Genomic DNA, 24,707 nt, shown 5'->3' with positions numbered 1-24,707 from the left:
GCATGGAAAACAACGATCAGCAGACCCTCGCCTGCATCGGACCGCCGGACGTCCCGGCGGCGCCGGCCTGCGTGGTCGTGATCCACGGCGAGGGCTTCGGGCTGCGGGCGGACATCCGCGACGAGCCGGTGGTCATCGGGCGCTCCAGCGACGCCACCCTCTGCATCCGCAGCCCCAGCGTCTCGCGCCAGCACTGCGAGATCCGCCGCGCGGGCGACAGCTACATCGTCCGCGACCTGGGCTCGACCAATGCCACCCGCGTCGGCGACCGCGCGGTGCAGGAGGCCACGCTGGCCGACGGCGACCAGATCACCGTCGGCGAGACCATCCTCAAGTTCATCAGCCACAGCAACGTCGAAGCGCTCTACCACGAGCGCGTTTCGCGGCTGCTGTTCCGCGACCGGGTGACCGGGCTGCTGGGCCGGCAGGACTTCATCGGCGCCGCCGAGGAGCGCATCGCCGGTTCGAAGGCTTCGGCCTCGGCGCTGAGCCTCGCCCTGGTCGACATCGCCGACCTCACCGGCATCCAGCTCGAGCACGGCGACGCGGCCGGCGACGCGGTGCTGACCCATGTGGCCGGGCTGGTGAGCGCGCAGCTCGACCCCGGCGATCTGGCCGCGCGCATCGGCGAATCCCGCTTCGCGATCCTGCTCCACGGGCGCGACCTGGAGGCGACGCGCGGGCTCATCGCGCTGCTGGAGCAGCAGCTTGCCGCGCCGCTCGAGTTCGCGGGACACGCGCCGCTGGCAGTCTCCATCCACTCCGGCGCGGCGCAGCTGCCGCCGGGGGCCGGCAGTCTGGGCCAGCTGATCAAGCAGATCCGCGTCGCACCGCGGGCGCCCGAACTGGCCGAAGGCTGAGCGCGCGCCTCAGCCGGGCGGCGCGGCGCGACCGTAACGCCGGTCCACGTAGGCGTCGACCAGGCCGATGAACTCCCGCGCGATGTTGTCGCCGCGCAGGGTGACCGACTTCTCGCCGTCGATGAACACCGGCGCCGCCGGCGCCTCCCCGGTACCGGGCAGCGAAATGCCGATGTCGGCGTGGCGCGATTCGCCGGGGCCGTTGACCACGCAGCCCATCACCGCCAGCGTCATGTGCTCGGCGCCCGGGTGGGTGATCTTCCATTCCGGCATCTTTGCGCGCACATGCTCCTGAACCACCTGCGCCAGCTCCTGGAAGAACTCGCTGGTGGTGCGGCCGCAGCCCGGGCAGGCGGTGACCAGGGGCGTGAACGCGCGCAGGCCCATGGTCTGCAGCAGCTCCTGCGCCACCACCACTTCCTGCGTCCGCGGCGCGCCCGGCTCCGGCGTGAGCGAAATGCGGATGGTGTCGCCGATGCCCTCCTGCATCAGCACCGCGAGCGCCGCGCTGGAGGCCACGATCCCCTTGCTGCCGATGCCGGCCTCGGTGAGGCCCAGGTGCAGGGCGAAGTCGCTGCGCGCGGCCAGGTCTCGGTACACCGCGATCAGCTCCTGCACGCCGCTGACCTTGGCGGAGAGGACGATCCGGTCGCGCCCGAGCCCAAGCTCGACCGCACGTTCGGCGGAATCGATGGCGGAGCGGATCAGCGCCTCGCGCAGCACCCGGCCGGCGTCCCAGGGTTCGGCGCGCGCGGCGTTCTCGTCCATCAGCGCCGCGGCCAGCGACTGGTCGAGCGAGCCCCAGTTCACGCCGATGCGCACGGCCTTGCCGTGCTTCATCGCCAGCTCGATCAGCTGGCCGAACTGCAGGTCCTTCTTCCGGCCGAAACCGACGTTGCCCGGATTGATGCGGTACTTCGCCAGCGCTTCGGCGCAGGCCGGCTCGCCGGCCAGCAGCTGGTGCCCGTTGTAGTGGAAGTCGCCGACGATCGGCACGTCGATGCCCATCATCGCCAGCTTCTCGACGATGCGCGGAACCGCCGCCGCCGACTCCGGATTGTTCACCGTCACCCGCACCAGTTCGGAGCCGGCGCGCCAGAGTTCGGCCACCTGCTTCACCGTCCCGGCCACGTCGGCGGTGTCGGTATTGGTCATCGACTGCACCACCACGGGCGCGTCGCCGCCGATGGCCACGCCGCCCACGCGCACCTGCCGCGTGCCACGGCGCGGCGCCGGGCCGAAGGTCCATTCATCGAGACTGCGGGCGGCGCCGGCGTGCGCGGTGCTGGGCTTGGCGTTCATCGCGCCATTCTAGTCCTGCGTGGTTGTCATGGCGAAGGCGGAGGATGGGCGCGCGGTATGCTGGCCTCATGTCCGTCACGCTCTCCGACAACGTCCTCAGCCCCAGCCAGCTCAATGCGCTCGCCCGCAGTCTGCTGGAGGACGCCTTCCCCGTCGTCCTGGTGGAAGGCGAGCTCTGCAACCTCTCCCGCCCCGCCTCCGGCCACCTGTACTTCGGGTTGAAGGATGGCCGGGCCCAGGTGCGCTGCGCCCTGTTCCGGCCCAAGAGCCAGTGGCTGCGATTCCAGCCGCGTGACGGCCTGCATGTGCTCGCCCGCGGCCGGCTCACCCTGTACGAGGCCCGCGGCGACTATCAGCTGATCCTCGACTCGCTGGAGGAGGCCGGCGAAGGCGCGCTGCGCCGCGCCTTCGACGCGCTGAAGGCGCGGCTGCAGGCCGAGGGGCTGTTCGATGAAGCCCGCAAGCGCCCGCTTCCGGCCTGGCCGCGCCGCCTCGGACTGATCACCTCGCCTTCCGGCGCCGCCGTGCGCGACGTGCTGAGCGTGCTCGCGCGGCGCTTCCCGCTGGTCGAGGTCGATGTGCTGCCTGTACCCGTCCAGGGCGACGCGGCGGCAGCGCAGATCCGGAGCATGCTGGAGCGCGCCGGCGCCGGGGGGCGCTACGACGCCCTGGTCCTGGCGCGCGGCGGCGGCTCGCTGGAAGACCTCTGGGCGTTCAACGACGAGGCGCTGGTGCGCGCGATCGCCTCCGCACCGGTGCCGGTAGTGTCGGCGGTGGGCCACGAGACCGATTTCACCCTCGCCGATTTCGCCGCCGACCTGCGCGCGCCCACCCCCTCGGTGGCGGCCGAGCTGCTGGTGCCCAATGCGGTGGACGTCGCGACCCGCGTGCGCGGCCTGCACCAGCGGCTGGGCGTGCTGCACCTGCAGCAGCTGCGAGAACGCATGCAGCGCGCCGACCGCGCCTCGCTGCGCCTGCAGGCGCTGCGTCCGCAGGCGCGGCTGCAGGCGCTGCGGGAACGCAAGCGCCAGGCGATGCGCCGGCTGCACGCGGCCTGGCAGGCGCGCGATGCCGGGCTGCGCGCGCGGCTGCGGCACGCCGATGCGGTGCTGCGCGCGACCCGGCCTGAACGCCGCCTCGCGGTGCTGGGCCAACGCCTGGCCGCGCTCGGCGCCCGGCCGCAGGCGGCGATCGCGCGCCGCCTGCAGCGCGACGCCCTGCGCCTGGGCGGCATCGCGCGCTCGCTGCAGGCGGTGAGCCCGCTGGCCACGGTAGCCCGGGGCTACGCCATCCTCCGCCACCCGGACGGCCGCGTGGTGCGCGGCATCGGCGACGCCGCGCCCGGCGATCCTCTGTCCGCGCTCGTGGGCGACGGCGAGCTGCGGGTGCGGGTCGAGGGCGCGGACGGCTGAGCGGGCCGGACCGAGCTCGCCCGGCGCTGACGCGGCGGCTTGCATACTGCCCGGCGCAGGGAGCCAAAGGAGCAGCCGACCATGCCGGAGCAACAGAAGAAGAGGGGGCGCGTGCCGCCGGCGGCGCGCGGCGCGACGGCCTCGACCGCAGCTATCCCTACTACCTCGCCAACCGTCCGGTCGCGGCCAATACCGACCTCGAGGTGCGGGACAAGTACAGCGGCAGGATCGCCACCCGCGTGGCCCTTGCCGACGGTGCCACCGTGCGCAAGGCGCTGGTGGCGGCGCACAGGGCGCGCCCGGCGATGGCCGCGTTCCCTCCGGACGCCCGCCGCGACGTGCTCGAGCACTGCGTGCGCCGCTTCGGCGAGCGCGCCGAGGAACTGGCGCTGGCGCTGTGCATCGAGGCGGGCAAGCCGATCCGCGACGCTCGCGGCGAAGTGACCCGCCTGATCGACACCTTCCGCATCGCCGCCGGCGAGGCCACTCGCATCCAGGGCGAGGTGCTGGAACTGCAGGTCTCCGAGCGCGCCCGCGGCTACCGCGGCATGGTCAAGCGCGTGCCGATCGGCGCCTGCAGCTTCATCACCCCGTTCAACTTTCCGCTCAACCTGGTGGCGCACAAGGTCGCGCCCGCGATCGCCGCCGGCTGTCCGTTCGTGCTCAAGCCCGCCGCGAAGACCCCGGTCGGCGCGCTGATCATCGCCGGGGTGCTGGCCGAAACCGACCTGCCCAAGGGCGCGTTCTCGGTCCTGCCCTGCAGCAACGAGGATGCCGCGCAGCTGGTCGAGGACGAGCGTATCGCCCTCCTGAGCTTCACCGGCGGCCTGGTCGGCTGGGAGCTCAAGACGCGCGCGGGCAAGAAGAAGGTGACGCTGGAACTGGGCGGCAACGCCGCCTGTATCGTCGATGCCGATCCCGGCGCCGACCTCGACCACGTGGTCGAGCGCCTGGTGTCCGGCGCCTACTACCAGTCCGGGCAGAGCTGCATCAGCGTGCAGCGGATCATCGCCCATGCCGACGTCTATCCCGCCCTGCGCCGCAAGCTCAAGGCCGCGGTGGCGAAGCTGCGCATGGGCGACCCGCGCGACGAGCGCACCTTCATCGGCCCGATGATCGACGAGGCGGCCGCGAAGCGCGTGGAGAAGTGGATCCGTGACGCGCGCAAGGGCGGCGCGAAGCTGCTCGTCGGCGGCGACCGCGAAGGCAACATGCTGCCGGCGGCGCTGCTGGAGAACGTGCCGCGCGACGCCGACCTGTACCGCAGGGAAGTCTTCGGCCCGGTGGCCTGCCTGGAAGCCTTCGACGATTTCGACGACGCCCTGGCGCGCGCCAACGACAGCGATTTCGGACTGCAGGCGGGCGTGTTCACCGCAAGCCTGGCCCATGCCATGCGTGCCTGGGACCGGCTCGAGGTCGGCGGCGTGGTGATCGGCGACGTGCCCAGCTTCCGCGTCGACAGCATGCCCTACGGCGGCGTGCGCGACTCCGGCCTGGGCCGCGAGGGCGTGAAGAGCGCGATCGGCGACATGACCGAGCCGCGGCTCATGGTGATCCGCGACCCGTCCTGATCAGCGCGGATCGCCGGCCCGACGGTCGCGCTCGGCCGCCTCACCGGTGAACGGCACGAAGCGCACCGGGATCGCGCGCACGGTGTGCAGCGAGCCGTCCGCCCGCTTTTCGACCACGCGCAGTTCCTGCGTCGCGCCCGCCGGCCCGACCGGCGCCACCAGCCGGCCGCCGCGCTTCAGCTGGTCCAGCAGCGGCTGCGGGATGCGCTCGGGCGCCGCGGTCACGACGATCACGTCGAAGGGGGCTTCGTCCGGCCAGCCGCCGTAACCATCGCCGGCACGCACGGTGACGTTGTCGTAATCCAGTTCGTGCAGCACCCGCGCCGCCTCCTGGGCCAGGGGCGCCACGATCTCGATCGTGTACACCTCGCCCGCGAGCCGCGACAGCACCGCCGCCTGGTATCCGGACCCGGTCCCGATCTCGAGTACGCGGTCGTCCGGCGCCGGCAGCGCCAGCTGCGTCATCAGCGCGACGATGTAGGGCTGCGAAATGGTCTGCCCGTGGCCGATCGGCAGCGGCCGGTCCTGGTAGGCCGCAGGGGCTTCGGACAGCGGCACGAACCGGTGCCGCGGCACCGTGCGCATGGCTTCCAGCACGCGGCGGTCGTCGATGCCGCGCGCGGCCAGCTGGCGCTCCACCATCGCCCGGCGCGCATCCGCGGTGGGATCGTCCGGCGGCCGCGCCGGCTCCGTGCACGCGACGCCGGGCAGGCAGGCCAGGCAGAGCAGCCAGCCGCGCAGTGTGCGCCGACGCCTGGACGCATTCTTGTCCATGCCGCCACCTCGAGGCTTTCGGATGCCCCGAGCCTGATCCTGCCGGGGTGGGCTCCGCGTCGACGGCCGTCGACCATCAGTCCCCGGGCGCCGGCATCGGCCGGCCGAACAGGAAACCCTGGCCCATGGTGCAGCCCAGCTGGCGCAACACGTCGGCCTGCGCCTCGGTCTCCACGCCCTCGCCGATGGTGGCGATGCCCAGCGTGCCGGCCAGGGCGAGGATCGCGCGCACCAGTGCCAGGCTTTCCGGATGCATTGCGTCGTCGAGCCCGGCGACGAAGCTCTGGTCGATCTTCAGCGCGTGGATCGGGAAGCGGTGCAGGTAGGACAGCGCCGAAAAACCGGTGCCGAAGTCGTCCAGCAGCGCGAACACGCCGCGCCCGCGCAGCGTACGCAGCATGCGCAGCGCGCGCGGTGCATCGTCGAGCAGCGCCACCTCGGTGATCTCGATGCGCAGCCGCGATGGCTCCGCTCCGGTCTCCTCGAGCAGCTGCAGCAGGCGCTCGGCGAAGTTGTCGGAATGGAAGTGCCGCGGGGAGACGTTGATCGAGACATAGCCCTCGCGGTGCCGCGTCATCCATTGGAACGCACGCCGGTAGACCAGCCAGTCGACCTGCTCGATCAGGCCGGTGTCCTCGCCCACGCCGATGAATGCGTCCGGCGGCAGCGGTCCCCGGGTATCGTGGTTCCAGCGCAGCAGCGCCTCGTGGCCCACCACCTCGCCGCTGGCCAGGTCGACGATGGGCTGGAACCAGGGCTCGAAGGCGTCGGCCAGGATCGCTCGGCGCAGGTCGGCCTCGAGATCGAGCAGGCGCGTGGCCTCGGCGCGCATGCGCTCGTCGAACAGCTCGCTGCGGTCCCGGCCCAGCGCCTTGGCGCGGTACATCGCCGCGTCGGCGTCGCGCAGCAGGTCCTCGCCCTGCTCGTAGCGTGGCTGCCACATGGCGATGCCGACCGAAGCCGAAGGGAACAGCTCGCGCCCGGCGATCCACATCGGCTTGCCGAGTTCGTTGAGGATGCGCGCGGCCACCGCGCGCGCCGCCGCCGCGTCGCCGGCCTCACCCAGCAGCACCGCGAATTCGTCGCCGCCCAGTCGGGCGACCACGTCGCCCTCGCGCAGCATGCGCGCGATCCGGCGACCGGCCTCGACCAGCATCTCGTCGCCGGCGGCGTGGCCGACGCTGTCGTTGACCAGCTTGAACCGGTCGAGGTCGAGGAACAGGACCGCGAACGGCCCCCGCTCCTGCGCGCGCGTCTGGACGATGGCGGTGTCGAGGCTTTCGAGCAGGCGGGTCCGGTTCGGCAGTCCGGTGAGATGGTCGTGCCGCGCCTGGTGGATCAGGCGCTGCTCGGCGCGGATGCGTTCGGACACCTGTGCCCGGAGTTCGCGGTTCGTCTCTTCCAGTTCGCGCGTGCGCGCATCCACGCGGTCCTCGAGCTCGGCGTGCGCGGCCTTCAGGTGGTCCTGCGAGCGCTTGCGCGCCAGCGCGCCGCCGATGTGGTGGGCGACGAAGGTCAGCAGTCGCTGGTCCTGGGCGCTGAACATGATGTCCGGCGAATAGCTCTGCACCGCGATCACGCCCACCACCACGCCGTCGCGCAGCAGCGGCACGCCCAGCCAGCAGTGCGCCAGCGTCCCGTGGTGGCGCAGCTCGCCCGCGGCCTCCAGGCGCTCGATCACCTCGTGGTCGGCGAGCAGGGCCCGGCCGTTGTTGATCACGTACTCGCTCAGGCCGCGCATCATCCGCCGCGGCTGGCGCACGATGTCGCGCTCGTCGACCGAGTACGGGAACTCGATGTGGTCGCCGTCTCCGGAGACCAGGGCGATGTAGAAATTGCGCGCGTAGAGCAGTTCGCCGACCACCGCGTGCAGGTCGCTGTAGAAGCGTTCGACGCTGCCGGCGGTGAACGACAGTTCGCTGATGCGGAACAGCGCGCGCTGCAGGCGTTCGGCGCGCTGGCGTTCGATGATCTCGGCCTGCAACACCTCGTTGGCCTGCTGCAGTTCGCGGGTGCGGGCATCCACGCGGCGCTCGAGCTCGGCCTGGGCGTGCTTGCGGTCGAGCGCGGTGAGGATGTGCTGGGCCACGAACTCGAGCAGCGCGCGGTCCTCGTCGGTGTAGCAGGCAGGCTGGTCGTAGCTCTGGACCACGATCGCGCCGCTCACCCGGGCGTCGCGACGCATGGGCACGCCCAGCCAGTCCGCGGCGTCGGGACCGTGGGCGACCCCGTCGTCCACCGCCAGCCGCTTGCGGATCGTCTCCGAGGGCCCGCGCAGGGGCTGGCCATGGAGCAGCAGGGCCACGGTCAGGCTGTTGGGCATCTCGGCCAGCGGGATCTCGACGTCGGGGTCGGCGATCCAGGGGTCCAGGCGGTCCGCGAAGTACAGGAAACGCGTCGTGCCGCGAACATCGTCGAACAGCACGATGTAGAAATTCTCCGCCGACATCAGACGGCCGACGACGCCGTGGATGCACTTCAGCACCTCCTGCATCTCGAGTCCGGCGCCGGCGAGGTTGGCGATCTCGTACAGCGCCTGCTGCAGCCGCTCGGACTTGCGCAGGGATTCGACCTGCACCTCGGCCCTGGCCGACGCCAGGGTGGCCGAGACCACGCGCCGGGCCAGCGCGCGCCAGGCGTCGAGCGATGCCGGCGTCAGCGCGTCCGACAGCCGCGCCACGATCGCCACCCGCGTCCTCCCGTCGCGCCAGGCCTCGTCGACCATCGCCCCATCGGAGGATTCCGTCCCGTCCCGGTCGCCCATCATCAGTCGCCCTGCGCGCAGGCGGAGGGTGTCCGATACACCGTCGACGCCGGAACAGCCGGCGCCCAGGCGCGCGTCGTCCCAGCACACGACGACGCCAGAACCGGTGGGCAACGATTCCGCGAGCATGCCGGCCAGCCCCGCGAGATCCGTTTCGCGCGGCGACAAGGGCACAGGGATGTCCACCAGAGCCTGCACTCGCGAGGTTCCCTCATCCAGTTGGCGGACGCTCCCCGCGACCGTTGGCGCAATGATGCCCGGCATCCCGGCCGAACGCACGGGCTTCCCGCCCCCCCCGCGCAGCGCTTACCCTCACGCGGATGGATGCTTTCCCGCTGCCCGGCGACCCGGGCATGATGGCCGAGGAATGAGCACCACCACCCTGGCCGCACCCGCGACCCACGAACTCATCGTCAAGCACAGCCGCTTCCTGGCCGGGGCCGCGCCGATCGGGGATGCCGACGCCGCCGCGGCCTTCATCGCGGAGGCCTCGGTCGCCGACGCCACGCACAACTGCTGGGCCTGGCGCATCGGCAGCGCCTACCGCTCCAGCGACGACGGCGAGCCCGCCGGCACCGCCGGCCGGCCGATCCTCGCGGCCATCGACGGCCAGGGCCTCGACGGTGTGGTCGTGGTGGTGACGCGCTGGTACGGCGGCATCAAGCTCGGCGCCGGCGGCCTGGTGCGGGCGTATGGGGGGGCCGCCGCCGAGTGCCTGCGCACCGCGGCGCGGCGCGAAGTCGTGGAGATGGCGGAAGTCGACGTGGAGTGCCCCTTCGCCGACATCGCCGCCGTACACGCCGCCCTGCCGGCCTTCGACGCCGAGAAACTGGACGAGGAGTTCAGCGCCGAGGGCGTGCGCTTCCGCCTGCGCCTGCCGGCCGCGCTGCTCGACGCCCTGGCCGCGCGCCTGCGCGATGCCACCCGCGACCGCGCGCGCATGGGCGACAATGGCTGATGGTCAAGTTCGCACGCACCTCCACGCCGCCGCCGGACGACACCGGCGACGCGCCCGCCAGGACCAGGGCCCCGCTGTCCTCGCTGCGCCCCCTGTGGCCCTTCCTGGCCCGCCACAGGGGGCTGTTGCTGGCCTGGCTGGTGGCGCTGGTGGCTTCGAGCACGGCCACGCTGAGCCTGCCCATCGCGGTACGGCGGATGATCGACGACGGCTTCGCCAGCGGCGCCGGCATCGATGCCGCCTTCGTGCTGCTGTTCCTGGTGACGCTGGCGCTGGCGATCGCGACCGCTGCGCGCTTCTTCTTCGTCTCGTTGCTGGGTGAGCGCGTGGTCGCCGACCTGCGCACCCGGCTCTTCGGCCACCTGGTGACGCTGGACCAGGCCTTCTTCGAGCGCAGCCGCAGCGGCGAGCTGGTCTCGCGCCTGACCGCCGACACCGAACTGCTGCGCGGCGTGGTCGCCACCAGCATGTCGGTGGCCCTGCGCAGTGTCGTGATGGTACTGGGCAGCGTGGCGATGCTGGTGGTGACCAGCCCGCGGCTTGCGGCCTGGACCCTGGTCGGCATCCCGCTGGCGGTGCTGCCGCTGGTGCTCGGCGGGCGCCGGCTGCAGAAGATCTCGCGCCAGAGCCAGGACCGCGTAGCCGACGCCAACGCGCTGGCCACCGAAACCCTGGGCGCGATCGACACCGTGCAGTCGCACGCGCGCGAAGGCCACGAACGCGCCCGGTTCGGTGCCGCGGTGGCGACGGCCGTCGCGGTCGCACGCAAGCGGATCGGCGTCCAGGCACTGGTGACCGCGGTGGCGATCTCGGTGGTGTTCGGCGCCATCACCCTGGTGCTGTGGCTGGGCGCGCACGACGTCGCCGACGGCCGCATGAGCGCCGGCACCCTGGGCCAGTTCGTGCTGTACGCGATGTTCGGCGCCGGCTCGGTGGGCGCGCTGGCCGAGGTCTGGAACGAACTGCAGAAGGCGGCCGGCGGCATGGGCCGGATCGGCGAGCTGCTCGACGAGCAGGCGTCGATCGTGGCACCCGCCGCGCCGCGCGCCCTGCCGCGGCCGGTGCGCGGGGCCGTGGCCATGCGCGACGTCGTCTTCCACTACCCCACCCGGCCCACGACCGCGGCACTGGACGGCTTCAGCCTGGAGGTGGCACCCGGCGAGACCGTGGCCCTGGTCGGCCCCTCGGGCGCCGGCAAGAGCACGGTGTTCGCGCTCCTGCAGCGCTTCCACGACCCGCAGTCGGGCAGCGTGTCGCTGGACGGCATCGACCTGCGCGCGCTGGATCCGGTCGAACTGCGCGGCGCCATGGCCCTGGTCGCGCAACGCCCGACCATCTTCGCCGCCAGCGCCGCAGACAACATCCGCTACGGCCGGCTGGACGCCAGCGACGCCGAGGTCGAGGCCGCCGCGCGCGCGGCCGAGGCGCACGACTTCATCAGCGCCCTGCCCGGCGGCTATGCCTCCGAGCTGGGCGAACGCGGCGCACGGCTGTCGGGCGGCCAGCAGCAGCGCGTCGCCATCGCCCGTGCCCTGCTGCGCGACGCGCCGGTGCTGCTGCTCGACGAGGCGACGTCGGCCCTCGACGCGCAGAGCGAGCGTGCCGTGCAGCACGCCCTCGAACGGCTGATGGAAGGCCGGACCACGATCGTGGTGGCGCACCGCCTGGCCACCGTGCTCCGCGCCGACCGCATCGTGGTCATGGACCACGGCCGCATCGTCGCCGAGGGCACGCATGCGGAGCTGCTTGCGCAGGGCGGCCTCTACGCGGAACTCGCGCGGCTGCAGTTCCTGGATGCCGCACCTCCCGCCGAGCTGTAGGAGCTGCAGCGGCGACCCGGCGCGGCTCCAGGTCGCGGCTGTAGCCGCTCCTACAGTGGAAGGGCCCTGGTGACCAGGGCGTCGCAGTCCACGCCCGCAGGCAATGTACCCAGCGCCAGACCGTGATCACCCGCCAGGCGGGTCCTGCAGAAGGCCTCCGCCACCGGGCTTCCCGAGCGCAGCAGGACCGAGGCCTGCAGCGCCAGCGCCAGGTGTCCGGCCAGCCGCCGCGACCCGGCTTCGTCCGCGCCCGCCAGCAGGTCGCCCAGATTCGCCGCCACGGCGTCGAGTGCCGGGTGCAGCCCGCGCGCGCCTTCGATCTCCGCACGCAGTGCTTCTCCGGCCTCCGGCTCCCGCGCCAGCGCGCGCAGCACGTCCAGGCACTGGATGTTGCCGCTGCCCTCCCAGATCGAGTTCAGCGGTGCCTGCCGGTACAGCCGTGGCAGCAGCGAGTCCTCGACGTAGCCGGCACCGCCCAGGCATTCCTGCGCCTCGTTGACGACGGTCGGTGCGCGCCGGCAGATCCAGTACTTGCCGATGGCGGTGGCGATGCGTGCAAACGCGGACTCGCCCGGGTCGCGCCCGGCGGCATCGACCGCGCGTGCGACCCGCATCGACAGCGCCAGGGCGGCCTCGGCCTCGATCGCGATGTCGGCCAGCACGTTGCGCATCAGAGGCTGCTCCGACAGCAGCCGGCCGAAGGCGCTGCGGTGGCGCGCATGGTGCACCGCCCGGGCCAGCGCCATGCGCATCAGTCCCGCCGAGCCGAGCATGCAGTCCAGGCGGGTGAGCATGACCATCCGCAGGATGGTGGCGACCCCGCGACCCTCCTCGCCGATCCGCCAGGCTAGCGCATCCTGGAACTCGACTTCGCTGGAGGCGTTGGACCAGTCGCCGAGCTTGTCCTTCAGCCGCATCAGCGCCAAGGCGTTGCGCGATCCATCCGGAAGGCGGCGCGGCATCAGCAGGCAGGTCAGGCCGCCGGGCGCCTGCGCCAGCACCAGGAAACCGTCGGACATCGGCGCCGACATGAACCACTTGTGGCCGACGAGGGTGTAGGCGCCGTCACCGTCCGCAGCTGGCGTGGCGGTGGTCGCGTTGGAGCGCAGGTCGCTGCCGCCCTGCTTCTCGGTCATGCCCATGCCGAGCGTCACGCCGGGCTTGTCGCCGACGGCGACGTCGCGCGCGTCGTAGCGGCAGGCCGCGACCTTGTCCGCCCATTCGCGCAGCGCCGGCGCCTGGCGCAGTACCGGCACCGCGGCATGGGTCATCGTGAGCGGGCAGCTGCTGCCGGGCTCGGCCTGGTAGTGCAGATACGCGAGGGCCGCGCGCGCGACCTGCGCGCCGGGCTCGGGACGCGCCCAGGACAGGCCGGCCACGCCATGGGTGACCGCGATGTCCATCACCCGGTGATAAGCGGCGTTGAAGCGCACTTCGTCGATGCGCCGGCCCGCCGCATCGTGCGTCCGCAGCCGGGGACGGTCGCGGTGCGCTTCGTCCGCCAGCGGCAGCAGCTCGCCTCCGGCCAGCGCGCCGTAGGCGGCGACTTCGCCGCCGAACGCTTCGCCGCCCTCGTGCGCCACCGCCTCGCGCAGCGCGGCATCCTCGCTCCAGAGATCGCGTGCACCGAAGGCAGGCGGCTGGTTGCGGACCTCGTGCGTCTGGAATGGCTGCATGGCGCGGCTCCGGGACGGTCCGCTCCGGACGTTAGCACCCCCTGGCGTCACGCTCCGTGGTTCATCTCCCAACTCCGGGGAACGCTGCCCGGATCTTGAGTAGGCGTTGTCGCGCTTCTGGCGCACCGCCGCGCCTTGAAGTCACCTCGTTGGGGTCCGCGCAGCCCGCCCCGCGCTCAGGAGCGGCTCAGTTGGGGTCCGCGCCGCCCGTCCCGCGCTCAGGAGCGGCTCCGTTGGGGCCCGCGCTGCCCGTCCCGCGCACAGGGGGTGTGCTCCCCCGGCCGTCTCCGCGTCCTGCTCCCATCGGCCGGCCGCCGGCCATCCATGGCCGGCTGTCCGCACACCCCCTGTGCGCGGGACGGGCTCCAACGTTCTGCGGCTTCGGGAGGGAAGGTCAGGAGCGGCTGAGCCGGGCTGCTCCCGGTCATGACGCTCTCCGTTTCGGCGTAGCGTCGCTCTTGAACTTCCAGACCGCACCAAAGGTCGTGCCCGCCGCGGATGCAGGGGGGATGCCCAGAGCCGGCCATGGATGGCCGGCGGCCGGATCTGGGAGCAGGACGCGGAGAATCCGGCTGGGCATCCCCCCTGCGTCCGTGGCGGGCGGCCAGAACTGGAACGGAGCGCCCGTGGCGGCTGACCCGGACTCGAACGGAGCGTCTCCTCGATCGGGAGAAGAACCAAGAAAAAGGGCCCCGGAACATCCAGGGCCCTGGAACAGGTGCTGCTGTTGCGTTGACCCCTTATGCGACCGGCGACACCCCTGCCGCCTGTGCGCCCTTCGGGCCCTGCGTGACCTCGTAGCTGACCCGCTGGCCCTCCTGGAGGCTGCGGAAGCCCTTGGAATCGATCGCCGAGTAGTGCACGAACACGTCCGCGCTGCCGTCTTCCGGAGCGATGAAGCCGAAACCCTTGGCGTCGTTGAACCACTTCACTGTGCCGTATTGCATGACTCTTCCTACCTCGTCTGGATGCGATTGCGCGCGCATGCCTGCAAGGGACACCGCACGCGCCGCCCGAGTATGCAAATCCAGCCCGGACCGTGCAATCACCTCAGGCGAGCAGCGCCTCGAGCAGGACCGGCAGCCCCGACGACGCCGCGGCGACGTTGGCGAGCACGTCGTCGAGCGTGATCAGCTCGTCCACCTGCGGTCCCGCGCCCGCCGCCCAGTTCGCGACGATGGCCAGGCAGGCGTAGTCCAGGCCCAGCTCGCGGGCCAGCCCGGCTTCCGGCATGCCGGTCATCCCGACCAGGTCGCAGCCGTCGCGGCGCATGCGCGCGATCTCGGCGCGCGTCTCCAGGCGCGGGCCCTGGGTGGCGCCATAGCAGCCGCCATCGACGAGGGCGACGCCGGCGGCCAAGGCGGCGGCCAGCACCTCGCGCCGCAGCGCCGGCGAGTACGGATCGCCCATGTCCACGTGCAGCACCTCGCTGCCCGGCTCCTCGCAGAACGTCGAGATGCGGCCCCAGGTGTAGTCGATGAGCTGGTCCGGGCAGGCCAGCACGCGCGGCCCGTAGTTTCCGGTGATTCCACCCACGGTATTGAGCGCGAGCACTCGGCGGGCGCCGAGCGCGTGCAGGGCCGACAGGTTGGCGCGGTAGTTCACGAGGTGCGGCGGCACCGAATGCCCCTCGCCGTGGCGGGCCAGGAAGGCGACCCGACGGCCGGCCAGGCGCCCGATGCGGACCGGTCCCGAGAGCGCGCCGTAGCGCGTGGGCGGCTGGTGCGCCTCGACGTCCTCGAGCCCGGCCAGCCGGTACAGGCCGGTGCCGCCGATCACCGCCAGGGCGATCGGGTCCACGGCGTCGGAAGGCACGGTCTGGATCGTCATGGCGCTCCTGGCTCCGGATGCGCGCGGCTACTCGCCCAGCGCATAGATGGCGGGCAGGTTGCGGCCCTGCTCGTTGTAGTCCATGCCATAGCCGAAGACGTAGCGGTCCGGCACGTCCACGCCGGACCAGTCGGCGCAGACGCCGTCGACGCAGCGATCGTGGACCTTGGTCGCGAGCACCGCGATGCGAACGTCGGCGGCACCCTCGTCCTCGCACCAGCGCCCCACGGCCTTCAGCGTGTGGCCTTCGTCGAGGATGTCGTCGACCAGGATCACGCGGCGGCCGCGCATCGGCGTCGCCGGGCGGTGCAGCCAGGCCAGGCGGGAGCCGCTGGTGCCGCCGCGATAGCGGGTGGCGTGCAGATAGTCGAACTCGACGTCCAGGCCGCGTTCGCCAAGCGCGAACGCCAGCTGCGCGGCGAAGGGCATGCCGCCATGCATGATCGTCACGAAGAGCGGCGGGCGTTCGTCGCCCGCGTACTCGTCACGCATGGCGTCGGCCATGGTTTCGATCGCGTCCTCCAGCGCCTCGCGGTCGTGGATGAGGTCGGCGTCCGCCATCACCTCGGCGAGAGCGGGCGCGTTCATGCCACCACCCCGCCGCCCTGGCGCAGGGAGGCCGCACCGTGGCGCGCATCGGCGAGCAGGCCGTCCCAGCCCAGTGCGCCGCGGCCCATCAGCCCCGCCAGCGCCATGGTGTTGAGAGCCCGGCCCTCGACCGCGGCCAGCGATTCCTCGACCAGCTCCGGATGGCAGACCAGGACCACGTCGCAGCCGGCGTCGAGGTGCGCGTCCACGCGCGCCTTGATGCCGCCCACGCCGTGCGCGGCGGCCATGCCGATGTCGTCCGAGAAGACCACGCCGCGGGAAGCCCAGCTCCGTGCGCAGGATGTCGTTGATCCAGCGCGGCGAGTACCCGGCGGGCTCCGGCGCGACCTGCGGATAGACCACGTGGGCCAGCATCACCGCGTCGGCGCCAGCCTCGATGCCGGCGGCGAAAGGCACCAGGTCCTCGGCGCGGATCACCTCCAGTGGGCGGTTGTCGATGGCGTCATCGAAGTGCGTGTCCTCGCGCACCGAGCCGTGGCCGGGGAAGTGCTTGAGGGTCGCGGCCATGCCGGCCTCGTGCATCCCTTCGACGTAGGCGCGGGTGAAGGCGGCCACCACCTGCGGGTCGTCCGAGAAGGCGCGATCGCCGATGGCGAGGTTGCCGCGCCCCAGGTCGACCACCGGCGCGAAGCTGAGGTCGACGCCCGAGGCGCGCACCTCGCTGGCCATCAGCCAGGCGTGCTCGCGGGCGCGGGCCAGCGCGGCCTCCGGATCGCGTGCGTAGTCGCGGCCGAAGGTCTCCAGCGGCGGCAGCGCGCTGTAGCCCTCGCGGAAGCGCTGCACGCGGCCACCCTCCTGGTCGACGCAGACGAGCTGCGGACGCGGCGCGGCTTCGCGGATCGCCTGGGCCAGCTCGGCCACCTGCGCGCGCGAGGCGAAGTTGCGGGTGAACAGGATCACGCCGGCGCAGGCGTCGTGCTGCAGCCAGTCGCGCTCCTGCGCGGTGAGTCCGGTACCGGCGACGCCGATGACGAGCATGGGATTCTCTCCTCAGGTTTCCGGTCCCGCGCGCTCCGCGTCGCTCCACAGCGCGTACGGACGGGCGGCCAGGGCCAGATTGTAGTAGCGGAGGCAGTCGGTGGCCTCCACTCCGAGCCAGCCGGGACGTTCGAAGGCCTCGTCGGCGCTCGCCAGCTCGATCTCGGCGACCACCAGGCCGGCGTTGTCGCCGAGGAACTCGTCGACCTCCCACAGGTGCGCGCCGTGCCGCACCAGGTGCCGCCGCTTCTCGACCAGGCCGCCGACGCAGAGCTCCAGCAGCGCGCGCGCCTCGTCCACCGGCAGCGGGTATTCGAACTCCTGCCGGGTATGGCCGGGCTCGCGCGACTTGATGTTGAGGAAGGCGGCATCGCCCTCCAGGCGCACGCGCACGGAAGCGCGCTGCCGGCCCTCGTCCATCGACAGCTGGTCGTTGAGGTAGCCCTGGGCCATCGGCACCACCGCGTGCGCGGCCTCGCGCCAGCCGTCGCCGGCCACGAGGAACTTCCTTTCGATCTCGATCGCCATCACCACTCCGCAACCCTGTAGGAGCGGCCATGGCCGCGATCCGGCCCGCCAGCATATCGCGGCCGCGCCCACGCGATGTCCCCGTCAGGCCGGCTCGAAGACCGCGATCGACTCCACGTGCGTGGTATGCGGGAACATGTCCATGACGCCGGCCGCGCGCATGCGCCAGCCCCGTTCGTTGACCAGGTACGCGGCATCGCGCGCCAGCGTTTCGGGATTGCAGCTCACGTAGACGATGCGCTTCAGGCCGTCCAGCGGCAGCTGCTGGAGCAGTTCCAGCGCGCCCGCGCGCGCCGGATCGAGCAGCAGCCGGTCGAAGCCTGCGCCCATCCACGGCTCCGCCGAGAGATCGGTGGCGAGGTCGGCGACGTGGAAGTGGACGTTCTCCATGCCATTGCGGGCCGCGTTCGCGCGCGCGCGCGCCACCAGCCCGGCGTCGCCCTCCACGCCCACGACTTCCGCCGCGTGCCGGCCCAGCGGCAGGCTGAAGTTGCCCAGTCCGCAGAACAGGTCGAGCACCCGCTCGCCCGGCTGCACGTCGAGCAGAGCCAGCGCGTGCGCGATCATCTTTTCATTGAGGTCGCCGTTGACCTGGATGAAGTCCAGCGGCTCGAAGACCAGCTCGACGTCCCAGGGCGCGAAGCGGAACGACAGCCGGGGCTCCGTCGGCCACAGGGGCGCGACGGTATCGAGGCCTCCCGGCTGCAGATGGATGGCGAAGCCGTGTTCCTGCGCGAATTCCACCAGCGCCGCACGGTCGCCCTCCCCCAGCGGTTCCAGGTGGCGGACCACCAGCGCCGTGACCTCATCGCCGGCGCTGAACTCGATCTGCGGAATGGCGCTGCGCGCGTCCAGGCCATCGACCAGCTTCGAAAGCGCTTCCAGGCGCATGCCGACCCCGGGCACGATCGAATGGCACTCGCGGAGTTCGGCGACGAAGCGCGCATCGCGCTCGCGGAACCCCACCAGCGTCCTGTCCTTCTTCTCCACCCGCCGAACCGACAGCCGGCCCTTGCGTCGATAGCCCCAGGAGGCGCCGGTCAGGGGCGGCAGCGCGGCCTCCGCCGCCACCCCTGCGTGACCGAAGCAGTCGGCCAGCATCCGCGCCTTGCCTTCCACCTGCCGCTCCGGCGCCAGGTGCTGCAGGCTGCATGCACCGCAGGTGCCGAAGTGCGGGCAGCGCGGTTCGACGCGGTCCGGCGAAGGATCCAGCACCGCGACCACCTCGGCCTCGTCGAAACGGCGGCAGCGCCGGGTCTGGCGCGCGAGCACGCGCTCGCCGGGCAAGGCGCCTGCGATGAACACGGCCTTGCCGGCGTGCGGGTGCTCCTCGGGCCGTCGTGTGATGCCCCGGCCGTCATGGGCCGCCCCGAGGATCACGGCCTCGAAGGGTGTCTGGTCGATGCGAGCCAATGCGCTGCTTTCGGTCCGTGGGGATGCCGGGTTACTTCTGCTTCCAGCTGCCGCCCTGCTGGTACCACCAGCCTGCCCGCGCGCTGGCCACCCACTGCTTCGCGAACACCTCGCGGATCTGGGACTCCCACTCGGGGTGGCCGTTGGCCACGGCGATCTCGCGATACACGGCGTTGCGGTCGCGGTTGTCGTCGGCCACCGCGGCGTTCACCGCCACGCGGTCCTTCAGCGGCAGCTGCGAGGCATCCCGGACCACGACCAGGCCGTCGCCCGCGAACCCCAGGGCGCCGGTGTCGAAGTGCGGGCGCAGCGTGGAGTTGAAGCGCGACTCCATGCGCTGCTGGATCGCCTGGATGGCCGGCGTGCGGATGGTGATGTCCGGCGTCTGCGCCTGCGCCGCGCCGATGCCGAACAGGATCCAGGGATCGAACGCGGGCGACTCCCGCAGGGGCATGCCCGCCGGCAGCGGGGCGAGCGCCATGCCGCCGGACATCCCCTGGCCGTCGCCGTCCTTCTCGCGCCCGGCGGGCGGCGGCGCGGCCTGCTCCTCTCCGATCACGTTCTCGACGAACTCGCGCGCGGCCTCGCGCGCCTCGGCCGCCGGGAAATACACGTTGATGGTGACGCAGGCGGTGAGCGCCAGCGCGGCGACGAATGGCAGACCGGTCAAACGCATGCAATCCTCCGGGTTGGAATCAGTCGAACACCGGCGAAACATCGCCGGACCCTGCCGCCAGCACGCGCTCGACCAGGGTTTCCCAGTCGACGCGCCGGTTGTAGCCGACGATGTCCAGGCGGGGCAGCCCGGCACCCTCGACGATAACAAAGCCGCCGCCGCGAGGCTGAAGGCCGGCCATGGTACAGACCCCGTTCGCCAGCCGGCAGGAGATGCCGATGCGCCGGTAGCCGAAGTCGTCGAACAGCGCGAGCAGCCGGCCCTGCAGGCTGGCGGTGAACGAGGCGTCGCCGACGCTGGAAATGTCCTGCACCGCGCGCTGGCTGATGCGCTGGCGGACGCCGCGGCGCCGCTCCGTGTGCAGCTCCGCGTCGAAGGCCACGGGCTCCCAGTCGACCAGGCGCAGGCCGTCAATGCGGCCGTGCAGGCGGCCGCTGATGCTGCCGACGTCGAAGACCCCGGTCAGCGCCTGCAGGTCCAGGCCGTCCAGCGCGATGTCGGCCAGCAGCGTGGGCGCGACGCCGAAGGGTCGCTCCATCGCCAGCGACGACACCCGCACCTCGCCGTCGAAGGCATGCACCGACAGGCCACCGTCGAAATCCAGGCGGTCGCCGATGTAGCGGAGGCCCGGGATGGCGCCCGACAGCGTGCCGGGGAAGGCCGGCAGCCCCAGCGCGGTCGCCAGACGCGCCATGTCCAGGCCATCGACGGCGATCGCGCCCTCCACCAGCAGTGGACCGGCCTCCCCGCGCGGGCGCAGGCGCAGTCCGGACACGTCCAGCCGGCCGTCCAGCATGGGGATCGTCACTTCTTCGCGCAAATGCAGCTCGCCGCCGCTGCTGCGCCAGGGAAAGCGCGCCGCGCCGAAGCCGATGGCGCCGATCGCTCCGCCGCGCCCGCGCAGCTCGCTGTCGGCCACGCCCTCGGCGACCAGGCGCACACGGCCGTCGAGGCCCTCGAAGCGGAAGCGGTCGTCCGGCGCGACGACGTCAAGCGCGCGCGGCCGCAGGTCGAATGCCGCCAGCGCGCCGTCCTCCACCTCCAGCTCCAGCTCGAACGCGCCCGACAGCGACAGCCCGCCGAGCCCGGCCAGGCCCAGCCAGCCGGAGAGATAGCGCTCGGGCAGCGGCGCGACGTCTTCGCTGCGCAGCGACAGCGACAGCCCGCGCAGCCCGCCGTCCTCCAGCACCGCATTGCCGCGCGCGTCCAGCACGCCGGGATCGCGGATCGAGAATGCCGACAGGACCCATGCCCCGTCTTCGCCCTGCGCGCGCAGCTCCAGGGGCAGCGGATGGGCCGGCAGCACGAAGTAGCCGTCGCCCAGCAGCAGTTCGCCCCCACGCAGTTCGCCGCCCAACGCGAGCCGTGGCGCGCCGGGCGACGCCAGCCAGTCGAGTTCCAGCGCAGCGCCCAGACCGGCGCCGGCGAAGCGGCCGTCTGCGCTGTCGAACGCACCGCCGGCCAGGACCAGCCCGCCCTCGACGCGCACCGGGTCGGCATCGGGCAGATGCACGCGCATCCGGCCGTCCACCCGGCCCTCGCCCAGCCGCACCTCGCTCCAGGCCTGCGCCGCCAGCGCCTGCGCCCAGACCACCGGCACCCGCGCAAGGTCGATGGCGAGCAGATCCGGCGCCGCTGCCGCGTACCGCAGGCCCAGGCGCGCGCCGTCCGGGCCGGACAGCGCGGCCTGGACTCCATCCCGCGGCAGCGCCAGCGCCAGCCGCAGGGGGGCGCCACGCCCCTGCCGCAGCTCGCCCTCGCAGACCCAGCCGCCATCGCCGTCGCGCCGCAGCGGGCACCGCCAGGACAGATCCTCGAACCGGTAGCCCAGGTCCGGAGCATGCGCACGCGCGGCGCGGATCCGCAGGTCGCCCTCGGCGGCACCGTCCGGCCACGCCAGTCGCAGCTCGACGTCCTGCAGGATCGCCACCGGCGTGGACACGCTGGCCACGCGCGCCACCAGGGTGCGCGCGCCGGCCGCGTTCGCGGGCCACAGCGCAAGCAGCACGAGCAGGGTTAAGATCCGGGCTGGCATGGCCGCCAGATTAACGACAGGAGTGCTTGCGTCTATGAAGCCACGCATCCTGCTGGTCGAGGACGACCACACCACGGCCCTGTTCATGGCCACCGCGGCCGAGGCCCTGCCGGCCAGCGTCGATATCGTCGGCACGCGCGCGGCCGCGCACGCCCAGGTCACCAATATCGCCTACTCGCTGTGGCTGGTGGATGCCCACCTGCCGGACGGCGACGGTGCCGGTCTGCTGGCCGAACTGCGCGGACGCGGACTGGCCACGCCGGCGATCGCGCACACCGCCGCCCGCGACGACGCGCTGCACCGCGCACTGTACGAGGCCGGCTTCGAGGCGGTGCTGGTCAAACCGCTGCAGGCAGACACGTTGCGGTCGGCCCTGTCCGGGCTCCTGGCCGCACAGCGTGCGCCGCGCGTTGCCGAAGCCTGGCCGGCAGCGCTGGCAGGGACGCCGGGCGCTGCGCTTCCCGTCTGGGACGATGCGGCGGCGCTGCGCGCGCTCAACGGCGAGCGCGCGCACGTGGACGCGTTGCGGCGGCTGTTCCTCGACGAACTGCCCGCCACGCATGCGCGCGTGCTGGCCTGTGCTCGGGATGGCGACCACGCCGGCCTGCTCGAGGTCCTGCACCGGCTGCGAGCGAGCTGCGGCTTCGTGGGCGCCGCCCGTCTCGGGCAGGCGGTGGCGGCGCTGCAGGACGCCCCGGCGTCGGAGCAGGCGCTGACGTCGCTCGACGCCGCGGCTCAGGAGCTGTCCCTGCCCTGAGGCGTCGCGGCCACCCGGCCGAGCTCGCCCAGCAGTTGCCAGGACGCCAGCGGCCTGCCGCCCAGATGCGCCTCGAGCACCTCGCGCAGGACGCGGCGCAGGCCGCCCAGGTCTTCCACCGGCGGCGGAGTGTCGGCGGCCAGCGCCAACAGGGCGCGCCCGGTCGCGCTGCGTCCGCGCTCGCCCGCCCGCTCCCCGTGCATCCGCACCGGGCCCTGACCAGGGTCCAGGCGATAGCGGGCCGCCGGATCCAGGGGCCCGCCGTCGCCCTCGTGCGCATAGTCGAGGCCGACGCCGATGGCGTCGAGCAGGTCGCGCTCGAAGCGGCGCAGCGTCCAGGCCAGGGGCTCGCCCGCGCCCAGCCGCGCGCGCAGCTCGCCGTAGGTTGCGTAGAGTTCGGGCTGCGGATCCTGCCGGGGCGCGAGCCTCAGCACCAGTTCGTTGGCGTACAGCGCCGACAGCATGGCCTCGCCCTGCAGGCGCGGCGCCGCGTCCAGGGCCTCGGCGGCGTTGAGATGGGCCAGTTCGCCGCGCAGCACGGCATCGAAGCGGACGTGCTGCATCGGTTGCAGCGCCGCGCGCAGCGCCTGGCGCTTCGGTCCGCGCACGCCTCGGGCGACCAGGCCGAGGCGGCCCTGCTCCGCCGCAAGCACCTCCACCAGCAGACTGGTCTCGCGCCAGGGCCGGGCGTGGAGGACGTAGGCGTGCTCGCCGAGGATGCGCATGGCGCCATTGTCCCCCGCCGGCGCGGGACGGATCAGTCGTCGTAGCCGAAGCTGCGCAGCGCGGCTTCGTCGTCCGACCAGCCGGCGCGGACGCGGACGAAGGTCTCGAGGAACACCTTGCAGCCGAACAGGCGCTCCATCGACATGCGGGCCCGGGTGCCGATCTCCCTCAGGCGCGCGCCGCCCTTGCCGATCACGATCGCCTTCTGGCCCTCGCGTTCCACCCAGATGACGGCGCCGATGCGCGCCATCGGTCCCGATTTCGTCTGTTCCTCGCTGAAGGACTCGATCTCGACCGTGGTCGAGTACGGCAGTTCCGCACCGAGCTGCCGCATCAGCTGTTCGCGCAGCAGTTCGCCGGCGAGGAAGCGCTGGCTCTTGTCGGTGATCGCATCCTCGTCGAAGGCCGGCGGGCCTTCGGGCACCAGCGCCAGCAGCTCGGCCACCAGCGCATCCAGGCCGGTGCGCTTGAGCGCGGACACCGGATGCACTCCGGCGAAGTCGCGGCCTTCGGTCGCCTTCTGCAGATAGGGCAGCAGGCTGGTCTTGTCCTGGATGCGGTCGACCTGGTTCACCACCAGGACCACCGGCACCTTCGCGTCGCGCAGGGCATCGTAGGCGAGCGTGTCCTCCTCGTCCCAGCGCCCGGCCTCGACCACCAGCACCGCGGCGTCCACGCCCTCGAGCGCGCCGCGCGCGGCGCGGTTCATCATCCGGTGCATCGCGGTGGCCGACTGGCTGCGCTCGCCGCGGTGGATGCCGGGTGTATCGACCAGCTGCAGCTGTCCGCCGGGGAAGGTGGCGATGCCCAGCAGCCGGTGGCGCGTGGTCTGCGGGCGGTTGGAGACGATGCTGACCTTGGCGCCGACCAGCGCGTTGACCAGGGTGGACTTGCCGACGTTCGGTCGGCCGACGACGGCGACCGCGCCGCTGCGGGGGGCGGCTTGAGTATTCATGGCTTCATGGTTTCCAGTTTCAGCAGGACCGCGGCCGCGGCCTCCTGTTCGGCGGCGCGGCGGGAGCTGCCGCTGCCTTCGGCCTCGAGCGCCGGCTCGGACAGCAGACAGCGGACGTGGAAGGTACGGGCATGCTCTTCCCCGCTTTCCGACAGCAGCTCGTAGCCCGGCAGCGGGCGCTGGCGCGCCTGCAGCCATTCCTGCAGCCGTGTCTTGGGATCCTTGCCGAAGCCGCCGGCGGGCAGGGCCGCGATGGCGGTTTCGAACAGGGGCAGTGCGGCGGCGCGGCAGGCCTCGAAGCCGGCGTCGAGGTAGATCGCACCGATCACGGCCTCGAGGGCGTCGGACAGGATGGAGTCGCGGCGGTGCCCGCCGGACTTCATCTCGCCGGGGCCCAGCGTGATGCGCGCCCCCAGCTCCAGGCTGCGCGCGATCCGGGCCAGCGAGGACTCCCGCACCAGTTCGGCGCGTGCCCGGGTCATGGCGCCCTCGTCGGCCTTCGGCCAGCGCAGGTACAGTGCCTCGGCGACGATCAGCCCGACCAGGGCATCGCCGAGGAATTCAAGGCGCTCGTTGTGCGGCGCGCCGGCGCTGCGGTGGGTCAGCGCCTGCGCAAGCAGCGCGGGATCGCGGAACAGGTGCCCCGCGATGCGCGCCCCGGCATCAGTCGACCGCACCGGTCCTGGTCAGCATCTGGGTGGACTCGAACTTGCCCACCACGTCGAGGTTCGCGATCAGCGGCTTGCGGACCTCGTACTTGACGTCCATCTGCCAGCCGGCGCCGACGCGCTTGATCTTGACGTGTTCCGGCTTCACGTTTTCCGAGTAGCTGATGTACAGCCGGCGGAAGAACAGGTCCTGGATCTTGCGCGGGTCGGTGTTGGCGATGCCCGGCTCGCTGGCCAGGCCCTTCATCGCCGAGCGCACGCTGTAGTACTCCGAGTACATCGGGAACAGCTTCATGCCGACGTAGGCGAACAGGCCCACCACGGCCAGCACGATGATGAACCCGAGCAGGGTGATGCCACGTTGTGAATTTCTCATTGCCCTTTTCCCCTCGATC

The 24,707-nt window shown here is 72.4% G+C and carries 21 protein-coding genes and 1 pseudogene; 6 read left to right on the top strand and 16 right to left on the bottom strand.

What is annotated here, in order from left to right; translation table 11 throughout:
- The first annotated feature begins 2 nt into the window (after positions 1-2).
- Entirely contained in the window at positions 3-860 is an 858-nt protein-coding gene (locus FPZ22_RS11650) for an FHA domain-containing protein (protein ID WP_168198994.1), read from the top strand.
- 9 nt (positions 861-869) lie between these two features.
- Here the strand turns inward: FPZ22_RS11650 and ispG are convergent, their stop codons facing one another.
- Complete coding sequence (gene ispG, locus FPZ22_RS11645; protein ID WP_144893155.1) at positions 870-2,162, bottom strand: flavodoxin-dependent (E)-4-hydroxy-3-methylbut-2-enyl-diphosphate synthase; 1,293 nt, start codon at positions 2,160-2,162, stop codon at positions 870-872.
- A gap of 68 nt (positions 2,163-2,230) precedes the next feature.
- On the opposite strand from ispG, the gene xseA reads away from it, so the two are divergent.
- Together xseA and FPZ22_RS11635 are read left to right on the top strand one after the other, a co-directional pair.
- Positions 2,231-3,574, top strand: coding sequence for an exodeoxyribonuclease VII large subunit (gene xseA, locus FPZ22_RS11640; RefSeq protein WP_144893153.1), 1,344 nt, complete (start codon positions 2,231-2,233; stop codon positions 3,572-3,574).
- A 203-nt stretch (positions 3,575-3,777) separates the two neighbouring features.
- Positions 3,778-5,145 (top strand): aldehyde dehydrogenase family protein, encoded by a 1,368-nt coding sequence (locus tag FPZ22_RS11635; RefSeq protein WP_246120702.1) that lies wholly within the window; start codon positions 3,778-3,780, stop codon positions 5,143-5,145.
- Here FPZ22_RS11635 and FPZ22_RS11630 read toward each other — a convergent pair whose 3' ends face one another.
- Positions 5,146-5,919, bottom strand: a complete 774-nt coding sequence (locus tag FPZ22_RS11630) for a protein-L-isoaspartate(D-aspartate) O-methyltransferase (RefSeq protein ID WP_144893149.1) — start codon at positions 5,917-5,919, stop codon at positions 5,146-5,148.
- A 76-nt stretch (positions 5,920-5,995) separates the two neighbouring features.
- Positions 5,996-8,812 (bottom strand): sensor domain-containing diguanylate cyclase, encoded by a 2,817-nt coding sequence (locus tag FPZ22_RS11625; RefSeq protein WP_144894154.1) that lies wholly within the window; start codon positions 8,810-8,812, stop codon positions 5,996-5,998.
- A gap of 238 nt (positions 8,813-9,050) precedes the next feature.
- On the opposite strand from FPZ22_RS11625, the gene FPZ22_RS11620 reads away from it, so the two are divergent.
- Together FPZ22_RS11620 and FPZ22_RS11615 are read left to right on the top strand one after the other, a co-directional pair.
- Positions 9,051-9,641, top strand: coding sequence for an IMPACT family protein (locus FPZ22_RS11620; RefSeq protein WP_144893147.1), 591 nt, complete (start codon positions 9,051-9,053; stop codon positions 9,639-9,641).
- Positions 9,641-11,461 carry an ABC transporter transmembrane domain-containing protein gene (locus tag FPZ22_RS11615; protein ID WP_144893145.1) on the top strand — a complete coding sequence of 607 codons (1,821 nt, stop codon included), beginning with the start codon at positions 9,641-9,643 and terminating at the stop codon, positions 11,459-11,461. Before FPZ22_RS11620 ends, FPZ22_RS11615 begins: the two co-directional genes overlap by 1 nt.
- 50 nt (positions 11,462-11,511) lie before the next feature.
- Here the strand turns inward: FPZ22_RS11615 and FPZ22_RS11610 are convergent, their stop codons facing one another.
- The 9 genes and pseudogenes from FPZ22_RS11610 to FPZ22_RS11570 all read right to left on the bottom strand — a co-directional run bounded on the left by FPZ22_RS11610 (position 11,512) and on the right by FPZ22_RS11570 (position 21,206).
- Positions 11,512-13,137 (bottom strand): acyl-CoA dehydrogenase family protein, encoded by a 1,626-nt coding sequence (locus FPZ22_RS11610; protein ID WP_144893143.1) that lies wholly within the window; start codon positions 13,135-13,137, stop codon positions 11,512-11,514.
- 740 nt (positions 13,138-13,877) lie between these two features.
- On the bottom strand, positions 13,878-14,084 hold the full coding sequence (locus FPZ22_RS11605) for a cold-shock protein (RefSeq protein ID WP_144893142.1): 207 nt from the start codon (positions 14,082-14,084) through the stop codon (positions 13,878-13,880).
- A gap of 103 nt (positions 14,085-14,187) precedes the next feature.
- Positions 14,188-14,967 carry an S-methyl-5'-thioinosine phosphorylase gene (locus FPZ22_RS11600; RefSeq protein WP_210412665.1) on the bottom strand — a complete coding sequence of 260 codons (780 nt, stop codon included), beginning with the start codon at positions 14,965-14,967 and terminating at the stop codon, positions 14,188-14,190.
- Positions 14,968-14,994: 27 nt separating this feature from the next.
- Positions 14,995-15,555 carry a hypoxanthine-guanine phosphoribosyltransferase gene (locus FPZ22_RS11595; RefSeq protein ID WP_144893140.1) on the bottom strand — a complete coding sequence of 187 codons (561 nt, stop codon included), beginning with the start codon at positions 15,553-15,555 and terminating at the stop codon, positions 14,995-14,997.
- Positions 15,552-16,554 (bottom strand): annotated as a pseudogene (gene nagZ, locus FPZ22_RS11590) (beta-N-acetylhexosaminidase). The gene FPZ22_RS11595 and the pseudogene nagZ overlap by 4 nt, the downstream one beginning before the upstream one ends.
- Before the next feature lie 12 nt (positions 16,555-16,566).
- Positions 16,567-17,082, bottom strand: coding sequence for a CYTH domain-containing protein (locus FPZ22_RS11585; RefSeq protein WP_144893138.1), 516 nt, complete (start codon positions 17,080-17,082; stop codon positions 16,567-16,569).
- An 84-nt stretch (positions 17,083-17,166) separates the two neighbouring features.
- Positions 17,167-18,495: a 23S rRNA (uracil(1939)-C(5))-methyltransferase RlmD gene (gene rlmD / locus FPZ22_RS11580; protein ID WP_144893136.1), complete on the bottom strand. Its 1,329-nt coding sequence runs from the start codon at positions 18,493-18,495 to the stop codon at positions 17,167-17,169.
- A gap of 31 nt (positions 18,496-18,526) precedes the next feature.
- Positions 18,527-19,171, bottom strand: a complete 645-nt coding sequence (locus tag FPZ22_RS11575; protein ID WP_144893134.1) for a YdbL family probable chaperone protein — start codon at positions 19,169-19,171, stop codon at positions 18,527-18,529.
- Between the two features lie 19 nt (positions 19,172-19,190).
- Positions 19,191-21,206 (bottom strand): intermembrane phospholipid transport YdbH family protein, encoded by a 2,016-nt coding sequence (locus FPZ22_RS11570; RefSeq protein WP_144893132.1) that lies wholly within the window; start codon positions 21,204-21,206, stop codon positions 19,191-19,193.
- A 34-nt stretch (positions 21,207-21,240) separates the two neighbouring features.
- Between FPZ22_RS11570 and FPZ22_RS11565 the strand changes: the two genes are divergently transcribed.
- The gene (locus tag FPZ22_RS11565) at positions 21,241-21,963 is read left to right on the top strand and encodes a response regulator (RefSeq protein WP_168198993.1); all 723 of its coding nucleotides are present in this window, start codon (positions 21,241-21,243) and stop codon (positions 21,961-21,963) included.
- Here the strand turns inward: FPZ22_RS11565 and recO are convergent.
- Genes recO through FPZ22_RS11545 form a run of 4 tightly spaced genes read right to left on the bottom strand, consistent with a single transcriptional unit; the run spans position 21,942 to position 24,688 of the window.
- Positions 21,942-22,688 (bottom strand): DNA repair protein RecO, encoded by a 747-nt coding sequence (gene recO, locus FPZ22_RS11560; RefSeq protein WP_144893128.1) that lies wholly within the window; start codon positions 22,686-22,688, stop codon positions 21,942-21,944. The two genes, FPZ22_RS11565 and recO, sit on opposite strands and share 22 nt — an antisense overlap.
- A gap of 32 nt (positions 22,689-22,720) precedes the next feature.
- Entirely contained in the window at positions 22,721-23,644 is a 924-nt protein-coding gene (era, locus tag FPZ22_RS11555; RefSeq protein WP_144893126.1) for a GTPase Era, read from the bottom strand.
- Entirely contained in the window at positions 23,641-24,321 is a 681-nt protein-coding gene (gene rnc / locus FPZ22_RS11550) for a ribonuclease III (protein WP_144893124.1), read from the bottom strand. The genes era and rnc overlap by 4 nt, the downstream gene beginning before the upstream one ends.
- Positions 24,308-24,688, bottom strand: coding sequence for a DUF4845 domain-containing protein (locus FPZ22_RS11545; RefSeq protein WP_144893122.1), 381 nt, complete (start codon positions 24,686-24,688; stop codon positions 24,308-24,310). The genes rnc and FPZ22_RS11545 overlap by 14 nt, the downstream gene beginning before the upstream one ends.
- Positions 24,689-24,707: the final 19 nt, after the last annotated feature.

This window comes from Luteimonas granuli (assembly GCF_007795095.1).
Taxonomy (GTDB): domain Bacteria; phylum Pseudomonadota; class Gammaproteobacteria; order Xanthomonadales; family Xanthomonadaceae; genus Luteimonas; species Luteimonas granuli.
Note: the sequence above shows the minus strand (reverse complement) of the source record. Positions and strands in the feature narration are given on the sequence as shown.